The 23,144-nt window shown below is 74.1% G+C and carries 20 protein-coding genes; 16 read left to right on the top strand and 4 right to left on the bottom strand.

What is annotated here, in order from left to right:
• Window positions 1–67 precede the first annotated feature (67 nt).
• The 8 genes from ACGFZ2_RS14350 to ACGFZ2_RS14315 all read left to right on the top strand — a co-directional run bounded on the left by ACGFZ2_RS14350 (window position 68) and on the right by ACGFZ2_RS14315 (window position 6,353).
• Window positions 68–376 carry an RNA polymerase sigma factor gene (locus tag ACGFZ2_RS14350; protein ID WP_393453392.1) on the top strand — a complete coding sequence of 103 codons (309 nt, stop codon included), beginning with the start codon at window positions 68–70 and terminating at the stop codon, window positions 374–376.
• 611 nt (window positions 377–987) lie between these two features.
• Complete coding sequence (gene ssd / locus ACGFZ2_RS14345; protein WP_393453389.1) at window positions 988–2,091, top strand: septum site-determining protein Ssd; 1,104 nt, start codon at window positions 988–990, stop codon at window positions 2,089–2,091.
• The gene (locus ACGFZ2_RS14340) at window positions 2,088–3,299 is read left to right on the top strand and encodes a TadA family conjugal transfer-associated ATPase (protein WP_393257550.1); all 1,212 of its coding nucleotides are present in this window, start codon (window positions 2,088–2,090) and stop codon (window positions 3,297–3,299) included. Before ssd ends, ACGFZ2_RS14340 begins: the two co-directional genes overlap by 4 nt.
• The gene (locus tag ACGFZ2_RS14335) at window positions 3,296–4,609 is read left to right on the top strand and encodes a hypothetical protein (protein WP_393453386.1); all 1,314 of its coding nucleotides are present in this window, start codon (window positions 3,296–3,298) and stop codon (window positions 4,607–4,609) included. Before ACGFZ2_RS14340 ends, ACGFZ2_RS14335 begins: the two co-directional genes overlap by 4 nt.
• Window positions 4,609–5,403 (top strand): type II secretion system F family protein, encoded by a 795-nt coding sequence (locus ACGFZ2_RS14330; RefSeq protein ID WP_393257554.1) that lies wholly within the window; start codon window positions 4,609–4,611, stop codon window positions 5,401–5,403. Before ACGFZ2_RS14335 ends, ACGFZ2_RS14330 begins: the two co-directional genes overlap by 1 nt.
• A 64-nt stretch (window positions 5,404–5,467) precedes the next feature.
• On the top strand, window positions 5,468–5,596 hold the full coding sequence (locus ACGFZ2_RS14325; RefSeq protein WP_208418639.1) for a DUF4244 domain-containing protein: 129 nt from the start codon (window positions 5,468–5,470) through the stop codon (window positions 5,594–5,596).
• Entirely contained in the window at window positions 5,593–5,961 is a 369-nt protein-coding gene (locus ACGFZ2_RS14320; RefSeq protein WP_393257556.1) for a TadE family type IV pilus minor pilin, read from the top strand. Before ACGFZ2_RS14325 ends, ACGFZ2_RS14320 begins: the two co-directional genes overlap by 4 nt.
• Window positions 5,958–6,353 (top strand): Rv3654c family TadE-like protein, encoded by a 396-nt coding sequence (locus ACGFZ2_RS14315; RefSeq protein ID WP_393257559.1) that lies wholly within the window; start codon window positions 5,958–5,960, stop codon window positions 6,351–6,353. Before ACGFZ2_RS14320 ends, ACGFZ2_RS14315 begins: the two co-directional genes overlap by 4 nt.
• A 217-nt stretch (window positions 6,354–6,570) precedes the next feature.
• Here ACGFZ2_RS14315 and ACGFZ2_RS14310 read toward each other — a convergent pair whose 3' ends face one another.
• Window positions 6,571–7,149: a hypothetical protein gene (locus tag ACGFZ2_RS14310; RefSeq protein WP_393257561.1), complete on the bottom strand. Its 579-nt coding sequence runs from the start codon at window positions 7,147–7,149 to the stop codon at window positions 6,571–6,573.
• 300 nt (window positions 7,150–7,449) lie between these two features.
• A complete protein-coding gene (locus ACGFZ2_RS14305; RefSeq protein ID WP_393453694.1) occupies window positions 7,450–10,140 on the bottom strand; it encodes a DEAD/DEAH box helicase in 2,691 nt (896 codons plus the stop codon).
• A gap of 64 nt (window positions 10,141–10,204) precedes the next feature.
• Here ACGFZ2_RS14305 and ACGFZ2_RS14300 point away from each other — a divergent pair, with 64 nt between their 5' ends.
• The 7 genes from ACGFZ2_RS14300 to ACGFZ2_RS14270 all read left to right on the top strand — a co-directional run bounded on the left by ACGFZ2_RS14300 (window position 10,205) and on the right by ACGFZ2_RS14270 (window position 19,355).
• On the top strand, window positions 10,205–10,561 hold the full coding sequence (locus ACGFZ2_RS14300; RefSeq protein WP_091099109.1) for an STAS domain-containing protein: 357 nt from the start codon (window positions 10,205–10,207) through the stop codon (window positions 10,559–10,561).
• The gene (locus tag ACGFZ2_RS14295) at window positions 10,561–11,001 is read left to right on the top strand and encodes an ATP-binding protein (RefSeq protein WP_393257563.1); all 441 of its coding nucleotides are present in this window, start codon (window positions 10,561–10,563) and stop codon (window positions 10,999–11,001) included. Before ACGFZ2_RS14300 ends, ACGFZ2_RS14295 begins: the two co-directional genes overlap by 1 nt.
• Before the next feature lie 371 nt (window positions 11,002–11,372).
• Complete coding sequence (locus ACGFZ2_RS14290; RefSeq protein ID WP_393257566.1) at window positions 11,373–13,727, top strand: sodium-translocating pyrophosphatase; 2,355 nt, start codon at window positions 11,373–11,375, stop codon at window positions 13,725–13,727.
• Window positions 13,728–13,840: 113 nt separating this feature from the next.
• The gene (locus ACGFZ2_RS14285) at window positions 13,841–14,383 is read left to right on the top strand and encodes a hypothetical protein (RefSeq protein WP_393257568.1); all 543 of its coding nucleotides are present in this window, start codon (window positions 13,841–13,843) and stop codon (window positions 14,381–14,383) included.
• On the top strand, window positions 14,380–15,084 hold the full coding sequence (locus ACGFZ2_RS14280; RefSeq protein ID WP_393453691.1) for a hypothetical protein: 705 nt from the start codon (window positions 14,380–14,382) through the stop codon (window positions 15,082–15,084). The genes ACGFZ2_RS14285 and ACGFZ2_RS14280 overlap by 4 nt, the downstream gene beginning before the upstream one ends.
• 334 nt (window positions 15,085–15,418) lie before the next feature.
• Window positions 15,419–18,262, top strand: a complete 2,844-nt coding sequence (gene topA, locus ACGFZ2_RS14275) for a type I DNA topoisomerase (protein ID WP_393453383.1) — start codon at window positions 15,419–15,421, stop codon at window positions 18,260–18,262.
• A 130-nt stretch (window positions 18,263–18,392) separates the two neighbouring features.
• Entirely contained in the window at window positions 18,393–19,355 is a 963-nt protein-coding gene (locus ACGFZ2_RS14270) for a DUF559 domain-containing protein (protein WP_393453380.1), read from the top strand.
• 86 nt (window positions 19,356–19,441) lie between these two features.
• Here ACGFZ2_RS14270 and ACGFZ2_RS14265 read toward each other — a convergent pair whose 3' ends face one another.
• Complete coding sequence (locus ACGFZ2_RS14265; protein WP_393453377.1) at window positions 19,442–20,755, bottom strand: D-arabinono-1,4-lactone oxidase; 1,314 nt, start codon at window positions 20,753–20,755, stop codon at window positions 19,442–19,444.
• Window positions 20,756–20,980: 225 nt separating this feature from the next.
• On the opposite strand from ACGFZ2_RS14265, the gene ACGFZ2_RS14260 reads away from it, so the two are divergent.
• Window positions 20,981–21,556 carry a TetR family transcriptional regulator gene (locus ACGFZ2_RS14260; protein ID WP_393259168.1) on the top strand — a complete coding sequence of 192 codons (576 nt, stop codon included), beginning with the start codon at window positions 20,981–20,983 and terminating at the stop codon, window positions 21,554–21,556.
• 265 nt (window positions 21,557–21,821) lie between these two features.
• Here ACGFZ2_RS14260 and ACGFZ2_RS14255 read toward each other — a convergent pair whose 3' ends face one another.
• Window positions 21,822–23,030 carry an amino acid deaminase/aldolase gene (locus ACGFZ2_RS14255; protein WP_393453374.1) on the bottom strand — a complete coding sequence of 403 codons (1,209 nt, stop codon included), beginning with the start codon at window positions 23,028–23,030 and terminating at the stop codon, window positions 21,822–21,824.
• Window positions 23,031–23,144 lie beyond the last annotated feature (114 nt).

The following is a 23,144-nucleotide window of genomic DNA, read 5'->3' as shown; positions in this document are numbered from 1 at the left end:
CCCATGCATGAACTGTCCAGCCACTGGATCCGGATAACGGATGACGCTCTTCTGTGAGAGGCCTACCATGCGATTCCTGCGACGGCGGACGAAGAATGTCGGCGGCGGTGCATTGACAGATGCCGAAATAATCGCTTGGTCCGAGGAGGATCCCGAGATCTTCTCGACGATCATCGACCGGCACGCGCGGCGCATCCATCGTCACCTAGCGCGACGCTTCGGTGTGTCGGCCGCAGACGAACTTGTCGCGGAGACATTCGTCGCGGCGTTTCGTCTTCGGAATCGGTTCGACATCACCCAGTCCGACGCTCGACCCTGGCTTGACGGGCTCGCCACTGACCTGGCCAACCAGCACCGGGCGGCAAGGCAGACCTAAAACTCTGGGTAGTTGGCGGCCGGTGCGAGGTGGGCGGGGCTCACTCTGCTGGTTGCTCCGTGGTTGCTTGACGTCGAGGAACTGATGCTTGGCAATCACCGCGATGCACTACCGGGAGAAGGGTGGTGGTCCCGGCCGTCAGGTACGTGGGTGGTGTGCAAGGGGCGTCGATCAGGACGGCGTGCAGACGACTGCGGTGCATACAGCGCAGGCTATCGATGCGTACGGCCCGTCGCCGTCGTCGCGGAGGGCTGCCGCGGGTGCGGGGGAAAGCCGAGCGTGGCTACCGCCTGCCGCGGCTCGCGTCGGTCGGCGGCGCGGGTCGGTCGGCGGCGCGGGTCGGTCGGCGGCGCGGGTCGGTCCGGGTGGTCGGCGTCGCCCGCCCGGTCGAGAAGCTCCACGAGGTCGTCGGTCACGGTGGCGGATCACGCGGCGGCGTACGACAGGGGCCGTGCCGTGGCCGACGGACATAGCAGATCGACTCGCGCAGTGGGCGTTGTCCACAGGCGCCGAAGTTGTCCACAGGCTGGTGCCGTGGGGCGGCGTCCGGCGGCGGATCGGGGGCAGGGTCTCGGGTCAGCAACCCCGGAGCCCGACCGCTGGAGGCCGCGATGCCACCCCGTACCTCCGTCCCGCCGCACCGGCGACTGCCGCTGCTCGTCACCTCGGACGGCGACCTGCTCGACGACCTGCTCCGGCTCGCCGCGGCGGGCGGCGTCGAGGTGGAACTCGCCGCCGACCCGGCGGCGGCCCGGACCCGCTGGCTGCCCGCCCCGCTCGTGCTGGTCGGCGCCGACCAGGCCCAGCCGTGCCTGCGGGCGCGGCTGCCGCAGCGGCCACGGATGGTGCTGGTCGGCCGGTCCGGGGAGCCCGATCCCGGCTTCCAGGTCGCCGAGCTGATCGGCGCCGAGCACGTGGCGGTCCTGCCGGCCGCCGAGCCGTGGCTGGTGGACCGGTTCGCCGAGTGCGGGCCGGAGGGCGCCGATCGGGGCGTAGCCCGGATCACCGCCGTGCTGGGCGGGCGTGGCGGCGCCGGGGCGAGCATCCTGGCCGGCGGGCTCGCGGTCACGGCCGCCCGTGCCCGGCTGCGCACCCTGCTCGTCGACGCCGACCCGCTCGGCGGTGGGCTCGACCTGGTGCTGGGTTGGGAGCAGTTGGAGGGGCTGCGCTGGCCGGCGCTGACCGACGCCGACGGCCGGGTGGACGCGCCGACGCTGGTACGGGCCCTGCCGAGCCGGGGCGACCTGGTGGTGCTCTCCTGGGACCGGGGCGACCTGCTCGCCCTGCCCGCCCAGGCGATGGCGGCCACGGTCGACGCCGCCCGGCGGGGCCGGGACTTCGTGGTGGTGGACCTGCCCCGGCAACTGGACGACGCTGCCGTCACCGCACTCCAGGCGGCCGACCAGGTGTTCGTCGTCGTACCGGCCGAACTGCGGGCCACCGCCGCGGCCGCCCGGGTGGTGGCGGCCGCCGCACCGCACTGCGCCGCGATGTCGGTGATCGTGCGCGGTCCGGCACCGGGCCGGCTCGGGGCCGCCGAGGTGGCCCGCGCGCTCGGGCTGCCGCTCGCCGGCACGCTGCGGCCGGAGCCGGCGTTGGCCCGTGGGCTGGAGCGGGGCGAGGCACCGGCCGCCCACGGCCGGGGGCCGCTGGCGGCCCTCTGCCAGCGCATCGTCGCCGACCTGACCGGTACACCCACGGCGGGTGCGGCATGACCGGACCGTCCGAGGGCGACACCCTCGCCTCCCGGGTGCGGCAGCGGATCGCGGCCACGGCGACCCCGGTCACCCCCGCCGCGATCGTGTCCGCCGTACGCGCGGAACCCACCGCCGCCGTGCTGGGCGACACCGCCCTGCTGCGGATGGCCGACCGGGTGCACGACGACCTGGTGGGCGCCGGTCCGCTCGCGCCGCTGCTGGCCGACCCGGAGGTCACCGACGTGCTGGTCAACGGCGTCCGGGTCTGGGTGGACCGGGGGCAGGGCCTGCACCAGGTCGCGGTGCCGATCGGCACGGTCGACGACGTTCGCCGGCTCGCCCAGCGGCTCACCGCCAGCGCCGGCCGGCGGCTCGACGACGGCTCGCCGTACGCGGACGCCCGACTCCCCGACGGCACCCGGCTGCACGCCGTGCTGCCGCCGGTGGCGACCGACGGTCCCTACCTGTCCCTGCGGACGTTCCGGCAGCGGCCGTTCACCCTCGACGAGCTGGTACGCCAGGGGACGGTGCCCCGGCCGATGGCGCCGGTGCTATCCGCCGTGGTGGCGGCCCGGCTGGCGTACCTGGTGACCGGCGGCACCGGCTCGGGCAAGACGACTCTGCTGAACACGCTGCTCGGGCTGGTGCCGTCGACCGAGCGGATCGTGCTGGTGGAGGACGCGGCCGAGCTGCACCCCCGGCACCCGCACGTGGTCGGGTTGCAGGCCAGGACTGCCAACGTGGAGGGCTCCGGCGCGGTCGGGCTGACCGACCTGGTCCGGCAGGCACTGCGGATGCGGCCCGACCGGCTGGTGGTCGGCGAGTGCCGGGGCGGGGAGGTGGTCGACCTGCTCGCCGCCCTGAACACCGGTCACGACGGCGGTGCCGGCACCCTGCACGCCAACGCCCCTTCCGACGTGCCGGCCCGGCTGGAGGCGCTCGGGATGCTCGGTGGGCTGCCCCGCCCCGCGCTCCACGCCCAGGTGGCCGCCGCGCTCCAGGTGCTGCTCCAGGTGCGCCGGGGCGAGCAGGGGCGGCTGCTGGAGTCGGTGTGCCTGCTCCTGCCCGAGGGCCCGGACCGCCTGGTCGCCGCGGTTCCCGCCTGGGTACGCGGGCGCGGCCTCGGTCCCGCCGCCCGCGCGCTCGGAGCGCTGCTGCGGGAGCGCGGCGTGCCGGTGCCGCCGGTCCTCAGCGAGCCGTGGCCCGGATCGGCGGGCCCGAAGTGAGCGCCCCGTACGCGCTGGTGGCGCTGCTGTCGATCGCGTCGGCGGTCGTCGTGGCCAACCTGGTGGGCGGCCTTCGGAGCAGGCGGCGCGCCCTCGCGAGCGAGGCACAAGGGAACGCGTCGACCGGGGCGGACGATCCGCTCGTCGACTGGGTCACCGAGCTGCGTCGGGCGTCGGAGCCGGACCTCCGCCCCGCCCCGCCGGACCGTCCCGCCGAGACGTTTCCCGGCCCGGCCGCTGCGGCGGTGCCGACCGGCCGGCAACCGGGTGAGATGTCCGAGGTGGCCGCGCCGGCGCGCCTGCCGGCCGCCGCCCAGGCCGCCTCGGTCCGCCGGGTGCCTCCGAGCGGGCGCGGACCGGGCGGCGCGGCGCAGTGGCTGCCGCGGGACGTCGCGGACCGGACGTCCTGGCTGTGGCCCGCCGGTGGTCATCCCGGCCCGTCCCGACCGCCGGGACCCGTCCGACCACCCGTCCGGCGGGACGCGCGACGTCCCGTCGGCGCGCCGGCCCCGACCGCTGCACCCACCCGTCGACCCGACGTACGGGCAGCCCGTCCTGCCGGTGCGGGACGGCGAGACTGGTCGGGTGTGCTGACCACGTCACCGAGGCGCACCCTGCTGCTGGTGGGACTGGCCGGCGTCGCGGCCGGACTGCTGCTGGCCGGGCCGGTGGCGGCGGTGGCCGTCGGCGCCTACGGCACGCTGGCCGCCCGCGCGCTGCTCCGACGGCAGTCCGGCCAGCTGGCGGACCGGGCCCGGCGACGTCGGCTGGACGAACTCTGTGGGCTGGCCGCCGATCTGCGGGCTGGCCTGCCGGTGCCGGTCGCCGCCGAGCAACTCACCCTCGGACGGGTCGGAATCCCCGCCGGGATCGGACCGCAGGATGCGGCGCCGGGCGACGGGCGGGCCGCCAATGCCAGAGCGGACACGCTGCTCAAGCCGCTCCGGCGACCCGCCGGCAACGGCCCGGACCGGCTGGAGCGGCTGGCGCGGGCGGCCGTACGCCTCGCCGACCGGACGGGCGCGCCGCTGGCCGAGCTACTGGAGCGCATCGAGGCCGACGCCCGCTCCACCGACCGGGGACTGGCCGCCGCGGACGCCCAGGCGGCCGGGGCGCGCGCCACCGCGTTGCTGCTCGCCGCTCTGCCGCTCGGCGGCATCGGGCTCGGCTACGGCATCGGCGTCGACCCCGTGGCGGTGCTGCTGCACACCCCCGTCGGCGGTGCGTGCGCGGTCGCCGCCGTCGGTCTCCAGGTCGCGGGCCTGTTCTGGGCCGAGCGGCTCGGCGCGACACCGGGGCGGGCGAGCTGATGCTCCGGGCGGTGCTGGTCGCGGGCTGCCTGGCGGCGGTGGCGCTGCTCGCCGTCGCGTTCCTCGCCGGCCGGCGGCCGCTGCGCCGCCTGCACGCCCTGCGCGGGGCGCCGCCCGGCGTACGTCCGGCCGGCTCGGTTCACCGACCGGTGGTGCCCGGGACCGGTGACGAGGCGCCGGAGGGTGCGCGGTCCCGACGACGGCCGGATGCGATCCGGCTCTCCGCCGGGCTGGGTGGTCTGGCCGTGGCCGTCGTGGTCGGCGGCTGGCCCGGGTTGCTGACAGCCGTTCCTGCGGCGCTGCTGCTCGACCGGATGCTGCGCCGGATCGAGCCGTCGGCCGTACGCAGGCGGCGGCTGCGGGAGGCCGCCGACCTCCCGCTCGCCGCCGACCTTCTCGCGGCGGCGATGCGGGCGGGGGCACCGGTGGACAGGTCCGTCCTGGCCGTGGCGGACGCGCTCGACGGGCCCCTCGCCGACCGGCTCGCCCGGGTGGGCCGGTTGCTGCGGCTCGGCGGCGGCCCCGAGGAGGCGTGGGAGCCGCTCGCGTCGGTGCCGGGCGCCGAGCGGCTGACGGCTGCCGTCCTGCGCTCCTCTAACAGCGGCGGGGCGCTGGCCGGCGCGCTGACCCGGCTCGCCGACGACCTGCGCGCCGACCGGTCCACGGCTGCCGAGGCGGCCGCCCGCCGCGCCGGCGTCCTCATCGTGCTGCCGCTGGGGCTCTGCTTCCTGCCGGCCTTCATTCTCGCCGGCCTGGTGCCGGTGATCGTCGCCGTTCTCGGCGACGTGCTCTGACACACCCTCCAGAAAGGACGATCACGTGCGCAAACTTCTCGCCCGCTTGCGCGGGGACGCCGGGATGAACACAGCCGAGTACGCCGTCGGCACGCTCGCCGCCGTCGCCTTCGCCGGGATCCTGCTGAAGGTGCTGACCTCCGGCAACGTGCAGTCCGCGTTGACCGCCGTCATCGACCGGGCGCTCAAGTGAGCTGGCGCCGGTCGGCCGGCCGCGACCGGGGCTCCTTCACCGCCGAACTGGCGGCCGGCCTGCCGGCGCTCATGCTGCTCCTGCTCACCGGGCTGACCGCGGTGAACGCCGTCGGCACGAGGGCGGGCTGCCTGCACGCGGCCCGGGAGGCGGCGCTCGCCGCCTCCCGGGGCGAGGACGGGGCGTCCGCCGCCGGCCGGGCGGCCCCGGCGGGCGCCGAGGTAACGGTCACGGTCGAAGGCCAGCGGGTCACCGCCACCGTCCGAGGGCCCGTACGCGCACTCGGCACGCGGCTGCCCCGGATCACCGTGACCGCGACCGCGGTCGCGGCCGTGGAACCCGGCGTCCCGGCGGCCCGACCGTGACCGGCCCGTCAGTGCCTCGCCGCAGAGGAAACGGCGGGGAGCGTGGCGGAGCGACGGTCTGCCTGCTCGCGGTCGGGCTGGTGTTCGTCGTGGTCGGCCTGTTCGGGGCGGCCGTCGGGGCCGCCCAGACCGCCCGGCAGCAGGCCCGGGTCGCGGCGGACTTCGGCGCGCTCGCCGGTGCCGGGCAGGCCCTCCGTGGCGAAACGGCGGCGTGCGGTCGGGCAGCGGAGATCGCCGCCGCCAACGGCGGCTCACTGCTGGACTGCCGGCTCGACGGCCTCGACCTCCTGGTGACCGCGGAGGTGGCCGTCACCCCGCTGCCCGGCCTGGCGCGGGCCGCCACGGCGACCGCCCGCGCCGGACCGGTCCGGGCTGACCAGGAGGGGAGCTGACCAGGAGAGGGGTTGGTCAGACGCCAGGTCGCCCCGACCAGGTCGGCAAGGAGCCGGGCGGGGTGGCGGGAACGCCGCCTCGCGCCGCCGTGATTCGGCACCTCGCGCCGCCGTGATTCGGCACCTCAGGTCGCCGTGATTCGGCACCTCAGGTCGCCGTGATTCGGCACCTCAGGTCGCCGTCGAGCGCCGCCAGGCGTAGCCCGGCACCGGCGGGTCAGCGTGCCTGGAGGGCGTCGAGGGCGACGGCCATCGCGATCACGAGTCGGCGGTCGATCTGCGGGTGCTGCACCTGGACGACGTACCGGTCGCGCAGGCCCCACTGCTTGATCACCGAGAAGACGGGCTGGCCGTCGGCGACGAAGTCGAAGTGGTACGGCAGCCAGGACAGTGAGTCGACGAAGCGCCGCAGCAGCGCCACCGGCATGCTGCGTTCCTGGCCGGTGATCTGCGGCAGGCCGGCCTGCTCCACGTGCCACGTGGACCGGAGCAGCGACTGGGCGAAGTCCTTGCGGAACTGGCCGATCGGGTTGCCGGCGTGGTCGGTCACGTCGTACGTGGCGCCGATGTCGAGGCGCTGGCGGGCCTTGAAGCCGAGCAGCGGCTGCTGCTTCGAGTCGTCGGTGTAGATCGTCACCTGCTCCTTGAAGGCGAGCCGCTTCTGCTGGGCGAACGCCAGCATCCCGCCTTCGGAGCCGTCCGGTGCGACGGCGTGGACCTCGTACTGGTTGACCATCATCCGGATCCGCTGCCGGATGTGGAACTGCTGCTGGGACTGCAAGGTGTCGGGCTGCATTGAGTCTCCTTCGAGGGGTGGGCCGGAGTGTCGCACAGGCTCAACCGTCCCGCCGGCCCTCTGGTAGCGAGCGGCCCCGTCGTCACCCGCGCCTCCGCCACCCCGAACCCCTCGCCGGAGCCCGCCGCCCGAACTCGTCGCCCGAACTCGTCGCCAGAACCCACCTCCCGAGCCGCCGCGAGATCGCGCCGCGAGATTGTGCCGCGAGATTGTGCCGCCAGATTGTGCCGCCAGATCGCGCCGCGAGATCGCGCCGCCGGAATCCGCCCCGCGTGGGACGGCAGCGCGCACGGCGGCTGGTCAGTCCCGGACGGCAGCGTCACCCGGAGCAGCGGCGCGAGGATCCGGGGTGCCGCCGGCATCCCCGGACCGGCGGGGCGCCGGTACGCCGTCGGGCAGGTTGGCGAGCACCACGTCCAGCACCTTCACCGCGTCCGGCTTCGAGAGCGGGTTGTTGCCGTTGCCGCACTTCGGGGACTGCACGCAGGACGGGCAGCCCGCCTCGCAGCCGCACTCCGCGATCGCGTCCCGGGTGGCCCGCAGCCAGGCCGCGGCCGTGCCGTACGCGCGCTCGGCGAATCCCGCCCCGCCGGGGTGCCCGTCGTAGACGAAGACCGTCGGCGCCTCGGTGTCCGGGTGCACGGCGGTGGAGAGCCCGCCGATGTCCCAGCGGTCGCAGGTGGCGGTGAGCGGCAGCAGCCCGATCGCGGCGTGCTCGGCGGCGTGCAGTGCGCCCGGTACGTCGGCCGGCTCCACGCCGGCGGCCACCAGGGACTGCGGCGACAGGGTGAACCAGACCGCCACGGTGCGCAGCTCCCGGGCCGGTAGGTCCAGCGGGCGCGTGTCGATGACCTCGCCGGAGGCGATCCGTCGTCGCTGGTACGACACCACCTGGCTGGTCACGTCGACCTCGCCGAGGAAGAGGCCGACGGGCCCGGCGTCCACGTACGAGCGGACCGACACCACCGACAGCGACGTGACGTCCCGGGCATGGGTGGACCAGTCCGGCTCCTCGGGGTGCACCAGCGCGCACCCGTCGGCCAGGTCGAGCGAGTCGACCACGTACGAGACGCCCTGGTGCAGGTAGACCGCGCCGGGGTGGAGCAGGAAGTGCGACGAGCCGCCGTCGACGGTGCCGAGCAGCCGCCCGGTCGCCGCCTCCACCACGCAGACCGGCGCGCCGCCCTCGCCGCGCAGGTCCACCTCCGGCCGTTCCCGGTGCCGCCAGTACCAGCCGGTCGGCCGCTGTCGCAGCGCCCCCGCCGCCACGAGCTGGTCCACCGCCTCCTTGGCCCCGTCGCCGAAGAGTTCCAGGTCGGCAGGGGTCAGCGGCGCCTCGACGGCCGCGCGGGCGAGCTGCGGGGCCAGCACGTACGGGTTGGCGGGGTCGAGCACGGTCGCCTCCACCGGCCGCCCGAACAGCGCCTCCGGATGGTGCACCAGATAGGTGTCGAGCGGGTCGTCCCGGGCGACCAGCACGGCGAGCGCCTCCTGCCCGGAGCGCCCGGCCCGGCCGGCCTGCTGCCACAGCGAGGCCCGCGTGCCCGGGTAACCGCAGATCAGCACCGCGTCGAGCCCGATCAGGTCGACGCCCAGCTCCAGCGCGTTGGTCGAGGCCAGCCCGAGCAGGTCACCGTGCAGCAGCGCGCGTTCCAGCTCGCGTCGCTCCTCGCGCAGGTACCCGGCCCGGTAGGCGGCCACCCGGTCGCCGAGGCCGGGCACCGCCTCGTCGAGGGCGCGGCGGGTGTTCGCGGCGACCACCTCGGCGCCGCGCCGGGAGCGCACGAAGGCCAGTGTGCGTACCCCCTCGGCGACCGTGTCGGCGAGCAGGTCGGCCGTCTCCCGCAGCGCCGACCGGCGGACCTGGGTGAGGTCCGCCTGCTGGTCCGCGTGGGAGTCCGGCGGCAGCAGCGGCGGCTCCCAGAGCGCGAAGGTCACCCCGCCGCGCGGCGAGGTGTCCTCCGTGACGGCGGCGACGGGCAGCCCGGTGAGCCGCCCGGCCGCCGCCGCCGGGTCGCCGGAGGTCGCCGAGGCCAGCACGAAGACGGGCGCCTTGCGCGAGCCTGCGAGCGCGGGGGAGGTGGATCGGCCCGAAGCGCCGCTCAATCTCCGTAGCCGGCGCAGCACGTGCGCGACGTGCGAGCCGAAGACCCCCCGGTAGGTGTGGCACTCGTCGATCACCACGTACGCGAGCCGGCGCAGGAACCCGGACCACTGGGCGTGGCCGGGCAGGATGCCGTGGTGCAGCATGTCCGGGTTGGTCAGCACGAACCGCGAGTGCCGCCGGATCCACTCCCGCTCGGCGCGCGGGGTGTCGCCGTCGTAGCAGGCGGGGCGTACGCCCTCCAGCTCCAGCGCGGCGACGGAGCGCAACTGGTCGGCGGCGAGCGCCTTCGTCGGCGCCAGGTAGAGCACGGTGGCCCGGGGGTCGGCGAGCAGGGTGGCCAGCGCGGGGAGCTGGTAGGCCAGGGACTTGCCGGACGCGGTGCCGGTGGCGACCACCACGTGCTGGCCGTCGTACGCCAGGGTGGCGGCCTCGGCCTGATGCCGCCAGGGCGCGACCACGCCACGCCGGGCGAACGCCGCGCGCAACTCCTCCGGCGCCCAGCCCGGCCACGGGGCGGGCTCGCCGGCCCGGGCCGGGACCCGTTCGACGTGGGTGACCGGATCGACGCCGTTGCGGGCGCGCAGCCGGCCCAGCAGGTCAGCCGGCGATCGCCCGGGACCGGTGCCTGCGGATACGGTGGCTGCGGACGACGGCTTCAGGTCGTCGCGCGGCGTCAGACGCGCCGTGCCGGAGCTGTCGGACGACGGCTTCAGGTCGTCGCGCGGCGTCGGGGGTGTCGAGCCGGAGCTGTCGGACGACGGCTTCAGGTCGTCGCGCGGCGTCAGACGTGCCGAGCTGAAGCTGTCGGAGGTCACGTCCTGCACTCTCGCACTGGTGTTCGGAGATGAAAAGCGGGGTATGGGGATGCCTTCGCCGGTGAGCAGAGCCGTATCCGGCGGGGATGGTTAGATGCCCAGGAGAGTTTACGGCTCTTGCGAGGGAGGACCGATGGAGCTGTCGCTGGCGACCCGCACCGTGGGCGAGCACACAGTGCTTGAGGTCGGCGGTGAGGTGGACGTCTACACCGCCCCCCGGCTGCGGGAACGGCTCCTCGAACTGATCGACGGCGGGGCCCGCCACGTCGTGGTCGACCTCGGCCGGGTGGACTTCCTCGACTCCACCGGCCTGGGCGTGCTGGTGGGCGCGCTCAAGCGGCTGCGCTCGGCCGGCGGTTCGTTCGCGCTGGTCTGCGACAAGGAGCCGCTGCTCAAGATCTTCCGGATCACCGCGCTCGACCAGGTCTTCCCGTTGCATCCCACGGTCGACGCGGCGATCGGCGCGGGCCCGGCCGGCGCTGGCGCGTGATGGCCACGGTCCGGCTCTCCTTCTCGCCGGCCCCGGTGCACGTGCGCACCGCGCGCCTGGTCGGTGTGGCGGTCGCCCGGCGCGCCGGGGTCCGCGAGGACCTGCTCGACGAGGTGCGCCTCGCCATCGGCGAGGCGTGCACGCGTGCGGTCGCCCTGCACCGGCAGTACGGCGTGCCCGACCCGGTGCTCGTCGAGATGTCCGACAGCGGGGCGTACGCGGTGCGGGTCGTCGACCGCGCGCCGATCGAGGCCGGCCTCGGCCTGGCCGCGCTGGACGCCGACCAGCTCGCCAACGAGTCGCTGAACGAGGACGACCTCACCACCGGCGTCGGCTTCGCGTTGCTCGCCGGCTTCGTCGAGGACCTGCAGGTCCGCCCGGTCGACGAGGGCATCGGCACCGAGGTGCGGATGGTCTGGCCCGTGGGCCGCCGAAGCTGATCCGCCCGGCCCCGGCGAGGGGTCGAGCCGCACCTCCACCGCCCTCCGGCAGAGGGTGTCGCACGCCGTCAGGCCGCGTCCCGGGAAGGGACGCGGCCTCCTTGTCATGGACGGACTCCTATATCAGATTTTTCCTCATAACACAGCGACGAAGATCATCGAGACAGGGTGCCCCCTCGGTGTGACCTCCGACACTGCGGAGGGCTACAGTACGCGGGTTGTCAGCAAGTGATCGCATCCCGCAACCAGCGGGAACGGTGTCATCGCTGATCCGCCGGGGTGGGTTGGCGCGCGCTTGCGAATCCGCATCCAGGCGCCGGGTCGGTGCGTCTCCACCGGCCGGCGCGAGCGTTCGGTACAGGAGGACACAGATGTCCGACACCTTGGCCGCCGAGGGCGGCGGGATCTCCCTCACCGGAAACAACGTCACGTACGTCGTCATCGCCGCGGTGATCGCGCTGGTGGCGCTCGCCTTCGCCGCCGCACTGACGAAGGCCGTACTGGCCGCCGGCAAGGGCACCACCAACATGCAGGAGATCTCCGGCGCGGTCCAGGAGGGCGCCTCGGCCTACCTGCTCCGGCAGTTCCGCACCCTGGCGATCTTCGTGGTCATCGCCGTGGTGCTGCTCTTCCTGCTGCCGGTGCACGACACCGACGGCAGCGAGACGGCGGTGAAGATCGGGCGCTCCGCCTTCTTCGTCGTCGGCGCGCTGTTCAGCGCGTTCATCGGCGGTGCCGGCATGTGGCTGGCCACCCGGGCCAACCTGCGCGTCGCCGCCGCCGCCCGGGAACGGCAGGGCGGCCGCGAGGGCGCCATGAAGATCGCCTTCCGCACCGGCGGCGTCGTCGGCTTCCTCACCGTCGGGCTCGGCCTCTTCGGTGCCGCGCTGGTCGTGCTCTTCTTCCGGGGCGACGCGCCGACGGTGCTGGAGGGCTTCGGCTTCGGCGCGGCGCTGCTCGCCATGTTCATGCGGGTCGGTGGCGGCATCTTCACCAAGGCCGCCGACGTGGGCGCCGACCTGGTCGGCAAGGTCGAGCAGGGCATCCCCGAGGACGACCCGCGCAACGCCGCCACCATCGCCGACAACGTGGGCGACAACGTCGGCGACTGCGCCGGCATGGCCGCCGACCTCTTCGAGTCGTACGCCGTGACCCTGGTCGCCGCGCTGATCCTCGGCCGCGCCGCCTTCGGCGAGCAGGGCCTGGTCTTCCCGCTGATCATCTCCACCATCGGCGTGCTCATCGCGATCGTCGGCGTCTTCATCACCCGGCTGCGCGCCTCGGACCGCAGCGGCCTGACCGCGATCAACCGGGCCTTCTACATCTCCGCGCTGCTGTCCGCGGTGCTGGTCGCGGTCGCCACGTACGCGTACCTGCCGGCCACCTTCGCCGAGCTGGAGGGCGGGCTCACCGACGTCGACGAGAACCCGCGGGTCGTCGCCATCGGCGCGGTCGTCATCGGCATCGTGCTGGCCGCCGCGATCCAGGCGCTGACCGGCTACTTCACCGAGACCGACCGGCGCCCGGTGCAGGACATCGGCAAGAGCTCCCAGACCGGCCCCGCCACCGTCATCCTCGCCGGCATCAGCGTCGGCCTGGAGTCGGCGGTCTACTCGGCGCTGCTGATCGGCGCCGGCGTGTTCGGCGCGTTCCTGCTCGGCGGCAGCTCCATCACGCTCTCGCTGTTCGCCGTGGCGCTGGCCGGCACCGGCCTGCTCACCACGGTCGGTGTGATCGTCGCGATGGACACGTTCGGCCCGATCTCCGACAACGCCCAGGGCGTGGCGGAGATGTCCGGCGACATCGACGAGCACGGCGCCCGGACGCTGACCGAGCTGGACGCGGTCGGCAACACCACCAAGGCGATCACCAAGGGCATCGCGATCGCCACGGCCGTGCTCGCCGCGACGGCGCTCTTCGGCTCCTACACCGACACGCTGCGCACCGCGTACTCCGACGCGGGGGTGGGCGACGTCGGCGCCGAGATCCTCAACTCGCTGAACGTGGCGAACCCGCGCAACCTGGTCGGCCTGATCATCGGCGCGGCGGTGGTCTTCCTCTTCTCCGGGCTGGCCATCAACGCGGTCTCCCGCTCGGCCGGCGCGGTCGTGATGGAGGTCCGCCGGCAGTTCCGCGAGCTGCCCGGGATCATGGACCGCACCCAGCGTCCCGAGTACGGCAAGGTCGTCGACATCTGCACGCGAGACGCGCAGCGGGAGCTGATGACCCCCGGCCTGCTCGCCATCCTCGCCCCGATCGCGGTCGGCTTCGGCCTCGGGCCGGGTGCGCTCGCGGCGTACCTGGCCGGGGCGATCGGGGCCGGCACGCTGATGGCGGTCTTCCTGGCCAACTCGGGCGGCGCCTGGGACAACGCGAAGAAGCTCGTCGAGGACGGCGCGTACGGCGGCAAGGGCTCCGAGTCGCACGCCGCGACCGTCATCGGCGACACCGTCGGCGACCCGTTCAAGGACACCGCCGGCCCGGCGATCAACCCGCTGATCAAGGTGATGAACCTGGTCTCGCTGCTGATCGCGCCGGCCGTGGTGGCCTGGAGCGTGGGCGACGAGAAGAACACCGCCCTGCGGGTCGGCATCGCCGTGGTGGCGACGCTGATCGTCGTCGCGGCGGTGGTGTTCAGCAAGCGCAAGGGCGTGGCGATGTCGGACTCCGGTGCCGGCACCGGCACGGGCAGCCCGGACCAGCGACCGGAGACGGTCAACGCCTGATCCGTCCGGCATCCGGTCCCCGGTCGGCCCGCGTGGCCGGCCGGGGACCGTCCGTGCCGCCGCGGTAAACCTGACCGGTGCCCCGGCTCGACACAGGCCGTACGCTGCTTCGCATGCGCACGTGCCGGGCGGCAACCGCCGGAAAGCTCACGGTGGTCCTGGCCACGCTCGTCCTCGTGGCCGCCGGCTGCGGTGGCGGCCCCAGCCCGCAGGCGTGGGCGGCGTCGGTCTGCTCGGCGCTCACCCCGTGGCGGGCCGAGATCAGCAAGCTGACCAGCAGCACCGACCAGCAGATGACCGCCCAGACCACCCCGGCGCAGGCGAAGGAGAACCTGGTGCGGCTCTTCGGTGGCGCGGAGCAGGCCAGCGAGACCGCCCGGCGCAAGGTCGAGCAGGCCGGCATCCCGGAGGCCGAGCACGGTGCGGAGGTCTCCGCCGGCTTCCGCGCGTCCCTGGAGAAGATGCGCGACGCGTACGGCCGGGCCCGCGACACCATCGACGGGCTGAGCACCGGCCAGCCCGCCGCCTTCTACGACGGCGTCCGGGCCGCCGTGGACACCCTGAACAAGGAGTACGACGCCAGCGCGCTCGACACCAGCCGGCTCAACTCGGAGGAGTTGAAACGGGCCTTCGACGAGGTGCCGGAGTGTCGCTGAGCGGGACCGGTGAGTCGGACGGCCTGACGCCGCCCGCGCTGTTCCCGGCACCCGAGCCGGACCGGGTGGCGCCGGCGCCCCGGCGGGTCGCCCCGCCCCCGCCGGGCGACGTCGACGACTCCGCCCGGCAACTGCCGTTCTTCGCCGCCGAGGCGGCGGACCCGTCCCTCGCCGACCTCGCCGGGCTGCTCGCCGGTCCGGGCGAGGTGGTCCGGATGGGCGGGACGGCCCGCCTCTCGGTGGTGGTGGACGCCGCCTGGCGCGTGCACGTGCTCGTTGCCGAGCTGGCGCTGCGCGGGGTGGCGGCCACCTGGGAGGCGACCGCCGACGGGCGGCACGCGGTGCGCACCTCGTACGCCCGCACCCTGAAGCCGCTCGCGGTGGCCTGGCTGCGCGGCTCCGGCAAGCGCCCGCCCGCCGGGTTCCACCTCAACGGTCGGCGGCTGCGGCTCTGGCTCGCCGCGGCGGGGGTGGCCGAGCCGCCCGGCTACCTGCTCCGGCTCGGCGTGGCCGACGAGGAGTGCTGGGAGCCGGTCGGCGGGGCGCTCGCCGCGGTCGGCCTGTCCGGGGCCCTCCTGGGGCCGGCCGACGGCGGCCCGGCGTACCGGATCACCGGCCGCCGCCGGCTCGCCCGCCTGGCCGAGCTGGTCGGGGACCCGCCGCCCGCCGCCCCGCCGGCGGCCTGGCCCGGCCACCCCTGACCCGGCCCGCCCCCGCCCCGCCGGTGTCCGATCCGGGACAGCCGGACGCGGAAATCCGCAGGAAAACGGCCGGGTGGCGCCTCGACCGACGGTTCGCCATCGTCACAGTGTCCCGCCTCCCGGCACACGCACGGTGTACGGTGGCGCCGTCCGGCACCGCCAGCACCGCCGGAGAGAAGGTGCCGCCCCGCCGGGGGCGGTTTGCCGCCCGCGAAACCCGAAACGCGGGCGGCGCGTTACGTTGGACGTCCGGGCCGCCGGGGGTCGGCGGGTCGGAAGCGGGCCCGAACCGGGCACCGCGCGGCTGCGAGCAGGAGTGAGGTCGGGGAGAAACGTGCCGAGCAACGCTGGAACCACCCGTCTGGTCATCGTCGAGTCACCGGCGAAGGCCAAGACGATCTCGGGCTACCTCGGCCCGGGATACGTCGTGGAGGCCAGCTTCGGCCACGTCCGGGACCTTCCACGCAACGCCGCCGACGTGCCGGCGAAGTACAAGGGCGAGCCGTGGGCGCGGCTCGGGGTGGACGTCGACAACGGCTTCCACGCCCTCTACGTGGTCTCCGCCGACCGCAAGCAGCAGATCAGCAAGCTGGTGAAGCTGGCCAAGGAGGTCGACGAGATCTTCCTGGCGACGGACGAGGACCGCGAGGGCGAGGCGATCGCCTGGCACCTGGTGGAGACCCTCAAGCCCAAGGTGCCGGTCAAGCGGATGGTCTTCCACGAGATCACCAAGCCGGCGATCCAGGCGGCGGTGGCCAACCCCCGCGAGATCGACCGGGACCTGGTCGACGCCCAGGAGGCCCGGCGCATTCTCGACCGGCTCTACGGCTACGAGGTCTCCCCGGTGCTGTGGAAGAAGGTCATGCCGAAGCTCTCGGCGGGCCGGGTGCAGTCCGTGGCGACCCGGATCGTGGTGGAGCGGGAACGGCAGCGGATGGCCTTCCGCACGGCGGAATACTGGGACATCCTGGCCACCCTCGCCGTGGCGAACGCCGGCGAGGGGCCGCGCAACTTCAACGCCACCCTGGTCGCGCTGAACGGCGACCGCATCGCCACCGGCAAGGACTTCGAGCCGACCACGGGTCGCGTGAAGCCCGGCGCCGGGGTGGTGCACCTGGACGAGGGCGGGGCCCGGGGGCTCGCGGCCCGGCTGGAGGGCCGGCCGTTCACCGTCACCCGCGTCGAGGAGAAGCCCTACCGGCGTCGCCCGTACGCGCCGTTCATCACCTCCACCCTCCAGCAGGAGGCGGCCCGCAAGCTGCGGTTCTCGTCGCAGCAGACGATGCGCACCGCGCAGCGCCTCTACGAGAACGGCTACATCACCTACATGCGTACCGACTCGGTGAACCTGTCGGAGACCGCCATCGCGGCGGCCCGCCGGCAGATCGTCGAGCTGTACGGCGAGCGCAGCGTGCCGCCGGAGCCGCGCCGCTACACCGGCAAGGTGAAGAACGCGCAGGAGGCGCACGAGGCGATCCGCCCGGCGGGGGACAACTTCCGCACCCCGGGCGACGTGGCCAAGGAGTTGTCGGCCGAGGAGTTCAAGCTCTACGAGTTGATCTGGCGGCGCACCATCGCCTCGCAGATGACCGACGCCGTCGGCTCCAGCGTCTCGGTGCGCATCCGCGCCGTCTCCTCGGCGCAGGAGGAGGCCGACTTCGGCGCCACCGGCAAGACCATCACGGACCCGGGCTTCCTGCGCGCGTACGTCGAGTCGAGCGACGACGAGAACGCCGAGGCCGAGGACGCCGAGCGCCGGCTGCCCACCCTCGTCAAGGACCAGCCGCTCACCGCCGACGAGCTGGCCGCGCAGGGCCACCACACCCAGCCACCGTCGCGCTACACCGAGGCGTCGCTGGTCAAGGCCCTCGAAGAGCTGGGCATCGGCCGTCCCTCGACGTACGCGTCGATCATGCAGACCATCCAGGACCGCGGGTACGTCTTCAAGCGCGGCCAGGCGATGATCCCGTCGTTCCTGGCGTTCGCCGTGATCGGCCTGCTGGAGCGGCACTACCCGCGCCTGGTCGACTACGACTTCACGGCCAGCATGGAGAACGAGCTGGACGAGATCGCCGGCGGCGACCACGCGGCGGTCGACTTCCTCACCGCGTTCTACTTCGGCAGCGCCAACGGCGCCGGCGACCGGGACATCGCCCGCTCCGGCGGCCTGAAGAAGCTGGTCACCGAGAACCTCAGCGAGATCGACGCGCGCAGCGTCAACTCGATCCCGCTGTTCACCGACGACGACGGCCGCGAGGTCGTCGTCCGGGTCGGCCGCTACGGCCCGTACCTCCAGCGGGCGGTGCCGGGCGAGCCGCCGGCGCCCGCCGCGGAGGGCGAGGAGGGCGGCGGCCAGGGCGACCGGGCGCCGATCCCCGAGGGGCTGGCGCCGGACGAGCTGACCCCGGAGAAGGTGCACGAGCTGTTCCTCGGGGGCGGGGGCGAGCGGAAGCTCGGCGACGACCCGGCCACCGGCGAGCCGATCCTGCTCAAGTCGGGTCGCTTCGGCCCGTACGTGGCCAGCGGCGAGCGCAAGTCGTCGCTGCTGCGCTCGCAGTCGCCGGACTCGCTCACCCTCGACGAGGCGCTGAAGCTGCTCAGCCTGCCCCGGCTGGTCGGCGTGGCCCCGGACGGCGTCGAGGTCTTCGCGAACAACGGCCGCTACGGCCCGTACGTCAAGCGCGGCGACGAGTTCCGCTCGCTGGACTCCGAGGACAGGATGTTCAGCGTCACGCTGGACGAGGCGCTGGCCCTGCTGGCCGCCCCGAAGACCCGCCAGCGTCGGGCTGCCGCGCCGCCCCTGCGGGAGATGGGCGTCGACCCGCTGACCGAGAAGCCGCTGGTCATCAAGGACGGTCGGTTCGGCCCGTACGTCACGGACGGGGAGACCAACGCGTCGCTGCGCCGGGGCCAGACCCCGGAGGCGCTGAGCATCGAGGAAGCCTCCGAGATGCTCGCCGAGAAGCGCGCGAAGGGCCCGGCGCCGAAGAAGAAGGCCGCCGCGAAGAAGGCCCCCGCCAAGAAGGCCACGGCGACGAAGGCGACGGCGACGAAGAAGACGGCCGCGGCGACCAAGTCCACGGCCGCCAAGAGCACGACGACGGCCAAGGCCACCCCGGCGAAGAAGGCCCCGGCCAAGAAGGCGGCCCCCCGCAGGGCCACCACCACCGCCGACTGACCTGCCCCGTCGGGCCACTGACGTAAGGATCTTGGAAAGCGGCGGCCTCGCCAGGGGCCGCCGCTTTCCAAGATCTTGACGTTGTCCACAGGGGCAGCTGACACCGGTGCCGGACGGGCATGGTGGGGGCGTGAGTCCGCGTTCAAGAGCCTCGCTCGCGGCGTTGACCCGGCCGGTGCCGGGGAACGACGCCGACGACCTGACCTGCTTGCTCTTCCGGCAGGACGAGGTAGTCAGCCTCGACCAGGCGCTACGACACCTGTCCCGAAAGGCGCTCAGGCACCGGGTGGCGACCGGGCGGTGGCGACAGGTTCACCGCGCTGTCTTCGTCGCCCACAACGGGCCGATCGGCCCCGCACAGCTCCGGTGGATCGCAGTACTGGCCGCCGGGCCGGGCGCGCTGCTCGGGGGGCTGACCGCCGCCCAGGCGGGAGGGCTGCACGGCTTTCCCGGCCGGCCCATCCATCTCCTGCTACCGGCCGCCCGACGGCGGGACCCTCCGCAGGGTGTAACGGTGCACCGGACGACCCATCTGCCTGAGCGGGACGTGCTTGCGGTCGGGCAGCCGCGTCGGACCATGCCGGCCCGTTCGATCGTGGACGCGGCGCAGTGGGCGGGCACCGACGCGGAGGCCCGGGCGATTGTCGCGGCAGGCTTCCAGCAGAGGATCGTGCGCGACGAGGACCTGCGCGAGGTCCTCGACCGGATGCCCCGACTGCGTCGCCGGAAGCTGATCCTGGGCGTCGCCACCGACGCGGCCGGCGGTGCGCATTCCCTGGCCGAGCTGGACTTCCTCGGCCTGGTGCGCCGTGCACGGCTGCCCGAACCGATCCGGCAGATGATCCGGCGTGACGCCAGCGGGCGGCGCCGCTACCTCGACGCGTACTTCGAGGAGTGGAGGGTCCACGTCGAGATCGACGGTGGTCAGCATATCGACCCGCGTGCCGCCTGGGCTGACATGCGTCGACAGAACGACCTGTGGGCCGAGGGAGACCGCGTCCTCCGCTTCCCGTCCTGGGCCCTTCGTGCCCACCCCGCCGAGGTCATCGCCCAACTCCGCGCAGCACTCCGCAGGGCGGGCTGGCCGGGATGAAGAACGCTCCTTGAGATCTTGGAAGTCGTCGGCCCCTGGAGGGGCCATCGCCTTCCAAGATCCTCCCCGCAGCCGCTCAACTCAGCTCAGCCGAGGATTCGGGTGAGGTGTGGGTTGGTGAAGAGACGGTCGGGGTCCAGGCGGTCGCGTACTGCCAGGAAGTCCGGGAAGCGGGGGTACGCGGGGGCCAGCGACCCGGCGTCCCGCCAGTGCAGCTTGCCCCAGTGCGGGCGACCGCCCAACCCCTCCGCGACCTGCTCGAACGCGCGGAAGTACGGCTCGTACGGCATGCCGACGTACTGGTGGATCGCCACGTACGCCGACTCGCGCCCGTACCCGTGGGAGAGCCAGATGTCGTCGGCGGCGGTGAACCGCACCTCCACCGGGAAGAGCACCTTGAAGGGCAGGCCGTCCACGATCCGCCGGAGCGCGCCGAGCGCCTCGCCGAGCGCCTCGCGCGGCAGCCCGTACTCCATCTCCACGAAGCGGACCCGGCGCGGGGTGCAGAACACCCTGTCGGAGCGGCCCGTGTAGTGGCGTTCGGTGAGCGCCCGCGCGGAGATCGCGCTGATCTTCGGCGCGAGCGCCGGCACGGCGCGGCCGAGCCGGCAGGCGCCCTCGAAGACGGTGTTGGAGAGGAAGTCGTCGTCCAGCCACCCGCGCCACCGGGGCAGCGGCCGGTCGTCGACGGGCACCCGGTCGTTGGTCTTGACCTGCACCCGGTCGGTGTACGGGAACCAGTAGAACTCCGCGTGGTCGTGCCCCTCGACCAGCGTCGGCAGGTCGGCCAGCACGGCGTCCAGCGGCGCCGGCCGCTCGTGCGCGTGCAGCACGAAGGCGTCCACGCAGCGCAGGGTGACCTCGACCAGCACGCCGAGGGCGCCCAGGGAGACGCGGGCGGCGGCGAAGACGTCGGGGTTCTCGTCGGCGGAGCAGCGCAGCACCTCGCCGGTGCCGGTGACGAGGGTGAGCGCCTCGACGAACGTCGACAGGCAGCCGTACGCGGCACCGGTGCCGTGGGTGCCGGTGGAGATCGCTCCGGCGATGGTCTGCGCGTCGATGTCGCCAAGGTTGGGCAGCGCGAGACCGTGCGCGGCGAGCAGGTCGTTGAGCGCGCACAGGGTGATCCCGGCCGGTACGGTGACCAGTCGACGGTCGACGTCGACGCGTACGCCGGTGTCCAGTGCGGTCAGTTCCATCCGCCGTCCGTCGGCGACCGCGACGCCGGTGAAGGAGTGGCCGCTGCCGACCACCCGGATCCGGTCTCCGGCCGTCGCGGCGGCGCGGATGGCATCGGTGACGTCGGAGAGAGAGGTGGGGCGCAGGATGGCGGTGGCGGTGGCGCGCTGGTTGCCGGCCCAGTTGGACCAGGCGGCGGTGGACGCTGCGGTGCCGACCATGCACACTCCTCGACATGAATGTGAACTGACTTCATATCAGGAACGTTGTCGCAGGTAAATACCGCAATCGAGTCTTGCTCGTTGTACCGGTAGTCACGAACTCGTGACGTGCAGATATGTTCATCCGTCGAAGGGGGGTGGCGCCGAGTGTCCACACCAGCCGCCACAGCCGGGCCGCTGCGCCGCGTACCGGTGCAGGGTCGAAGTGTCGCTCGGGTCCAGCGGATGCTGGACGCCTGCGCCGAACTCGTCGACGAGGTGGGGTACGAGGGGCTCACCACGACCCTGCTCGCCGAGCGTGCCGAGGTGGCGATCGGGTCGGTGTACCAGTTCTTTCCGGACAAGCGGGCGATCGTGCAGGCGCTCACCCTGCGCACGATGGAGTCCTACCTCCAGCGGCTCGACGAGCGTTTCGCCTCCGACGACCTGACCCACTGGTGGGACGGGGTCGACGCGGGGATCGACGAGTACATCACGATGCACCGCACCGTCCCGGGATTCCGTACCCTGCACTTCGGCGACGTGGTCGACCTGCACCTGCTCGATGAGCAGCGGGACAACAACGGGGTGATCGCGGACCAGCTGGCCCGCGTGCTCGGCGAGCGCTTCGGCCTGACCGACGTCCCCGACCTCCGGTTCCACCTGGAGGTCGCCGTGGAGACGGCCGACGCGCTGATCAAGCTGGCGTTCCGTCGGCAGCCGGAGGGTGACGAGCGGGTGCTGGCCGAGGCGAAGGCGCTGATCCGGGATTACCTGCACCGGCAGGTCGACGCCCCGGCCGACGCCGGTCAGCCCGGCTGACCCGGATCGCCGGCCGGGCTGACCCGGATCGCCGGCCCGGGTGCGTGGGTGGCGGTTCCGGACGCGAAGGCCCGGGGTGCGCCGGGCGCGAAGCGGGGCGCGGGACGACACGGTGCGTAGGACGTACCCGGGGTGCGCCGGGCGACAGGTGCGGAAAAGACGGAACGGCCGGGGTGCGCCGGCCGGTGGGCGGGGCACGACGGCCGGGGTGCGCCGGGCGGCGGAAAGCGGCAGGACGGCCCGGGGTGCGCCGGGTCGGTGAGTCTCAGAGGAAGGCGTGGCCCTCGCCCCGGTAGGTGGGCACGGTGGCCACGACCGCATCCCCCTCGACCAGGTGCAGCTCGTTGACGTGCTCGCACAGCTCGCCGGCCTTCGCGTGCCGGAACCAGACCCGGTCGCCGACCCGCAGGGTGGCGGCCGCCGCGCCGGCCAGCGGGGTCTGCACCTCGCCGGCCCCCTCGGTGCCGACCAGCTTCAGCCCGCCGGGCAGCCACGGGCGGGGCAGCCGGCTGTTCTCCGCCGGGCCGGAGGCGACCCAGCCGCCGCCGAGCACGGTGGCCAGGCCGGGCGCCGGGCGGCGGACCACCGCGCAGGCGAAGAACGCCGCCGGGGTGGGGCGCCAGGCGCGGTAGGCGTCGAACAGCGTCGGCCCGTACAGGCCCGATCCCGCGGTGACCTCGGTGACCGCGGGATCGGCGCTGGTCGCGGCCACGCTGCCGGTGCCGCCGCCGTTGACGAACTCCAGGTCGGCGTGTTCGCGTACGGCGGCCACCGCCGCGGCCCGGCGGGCCAGCAACTCGCGGTACGACCCGCGCTGGGCCAGCCGGATCGCGGAGCCGAGCACCGCCCGCCCGGGCGGCGCGTCCCCGAGGCCGGCGATCTGCGCCTCGTACGACATCAGCCCGACGAGCCGGAAGCCGGCGCGGCCCGCGACGGTGGCGGCGAGCGCGCCGGCCGCCCGGGCGCTGTGCACCGGCGAGCGGCGCACCCCGATGTGCACCCGCCCGCCCAGCGGTCGCCAGGAGGCGTCCAGGTCGAGGCAGACCCGCAGCTCGGGACGCCCGCCGGGGGCGCGCACGGCGTCGACGAGGTCGAGTTGGTCGGTGCCGTCGACCATCAGCGTGACGGCGGCGGCGAGCGCCGGGTCGGCGGCGAGCTCGGCGAGCGCTCGCCGGTCGACGGTGGGGTACGCCACCAGCGCGTCGTCGGTCACGCCGGCGCGGACCAGCCAGATCGCCTCGGGCAGGGTGAAGGCCATCACTCCGTGCCAGCCCGGCCGCCCCAGCGCCCGGCCGATCAGCTCCCGGGCGCGGACCGACTTGCTGGCGACACGGACCGGCTTGCCGCCGGCGCGGCCGGCCAGCGCGTCGGCGTTGCCGTCGAAGGTGGCGAGGTCGATCACGGCGTACGGCGGGTCGAGGTGTGCGGTCGCCCGGTCGAGCCGCTCACGGAGTCTGTCGCTTTCGGTGGCCACGTCTGCACGCTAACTGTCTGGGAGTGAATGCGAAATACCCTCGCGTCTGTCCGGGCTGACGGCGGTGGCCGCGGCGGCCTAGGCTCGGCGAGCAGGAGAATGTCGCGGCGGGGA

This window comes from Micromonospora sp. NPDC048063 (assembly GCF_043202855.1).
Lineage (GTDB): Bacteria > Actinomycetota > Actinomycetes > Mycobacteriales > Micromonosporaceae > Micromonospora.
This window is presented reverse-complemented; position numbering and strand designations above follow the sequence as displayed.

Excerpts from the sequence above, each read along its gene's own strand:
- ACGFZ2_RS14350 (WP_393453392.1), top strand. The coding sequence starts at position 68 with ATGCGATTCCTGCGACGGCGGACGAAGAATGTCGGCGGCGGTGCATTG.
- ssd (WP_393453389.1), top strand. The coding sequence starts at position 988 with ATGCCACCCCGTACCTCCGTCCCGCCGCACCGGCGACTGCCGCTGCTC.
- ACGFZ2_RS14340 (WP_393257550.1), top strand. The coding sequence starts at position 2,088 with ATGACCGGACCGTCCGAGGGCGACACCCTCGCCTCCCGGGTGCGGCAG.
- ACGFZ2_RS14330 (WP_393257554.1), top strand. The coding sequence starts at position 4,609 with ATGCTCCGGGCGGTGCTGGTCGCGGGCTGCCTGGCGGCGGTGGCGCTG.
- ACGFZ2_RS14325 (WP_208418639.1), top strand. The coding sequence starts at position 5,468 with ATGAACACAGCCGAGTACGCCGTCGGCACGCTCGCCGCCGTCGCCTTC.
- ACGFZ2_RS14310 (WP_393257561.1), bottom strand. The coding sequence starts at position 7,149 with ATGCAGCCCGACACCTTGCAGTCCCAGCAGCAGTTCCACATCCGGCAG.
- ACGFZ2_RS14300 (WP_091099109.1), top strand. The coding sequence starts at position 10,205 with ATGGAGCTGTCGCTGGCGACCCGCACCGTGGGCGAGCACACAGTGCTT.
- ACGFZ2_RS14295 (WP_393257563.1), top strand. The coding sequence starts at position 10,561 with ATGGCCACGGTCCGGCTCTCCTTCTCGCCGGCCCCGGTGCACGTGCGC.
- ACGFZ2_RS14290 (WP_393257566.1), top strand. The coding sequence starts at position 11,373 with ATGTCCGACACCTTGGCCGCCGAGGGCGGCGGGATCTCCCTCACCGGA.
- ACGFZ2_RS14285 (WP_393257568.1), top strand. The coding sequence starts at position 13,841 with ATGCGCACGTGCCGGGCGGCAACCGCCGGAAAGCTCACGGTGGTCCTG.
- ACGFZ2_RS14265 (WP_393453377.1), bottom strand. The coding sequence starts at position 20,755 with ATGGTCGGCACCGCAGCGTCCACCGCCGCCTGGTCCAACTGGGCCGGC.
- ACGFZ2_RS14260 (WP_393259168.1), top strand. The coding sequence starts at position 20,981 with ATGCTGGACGCCTGCGCCGAACTCGTCGACGAGGTGGGGTACGAGGGG.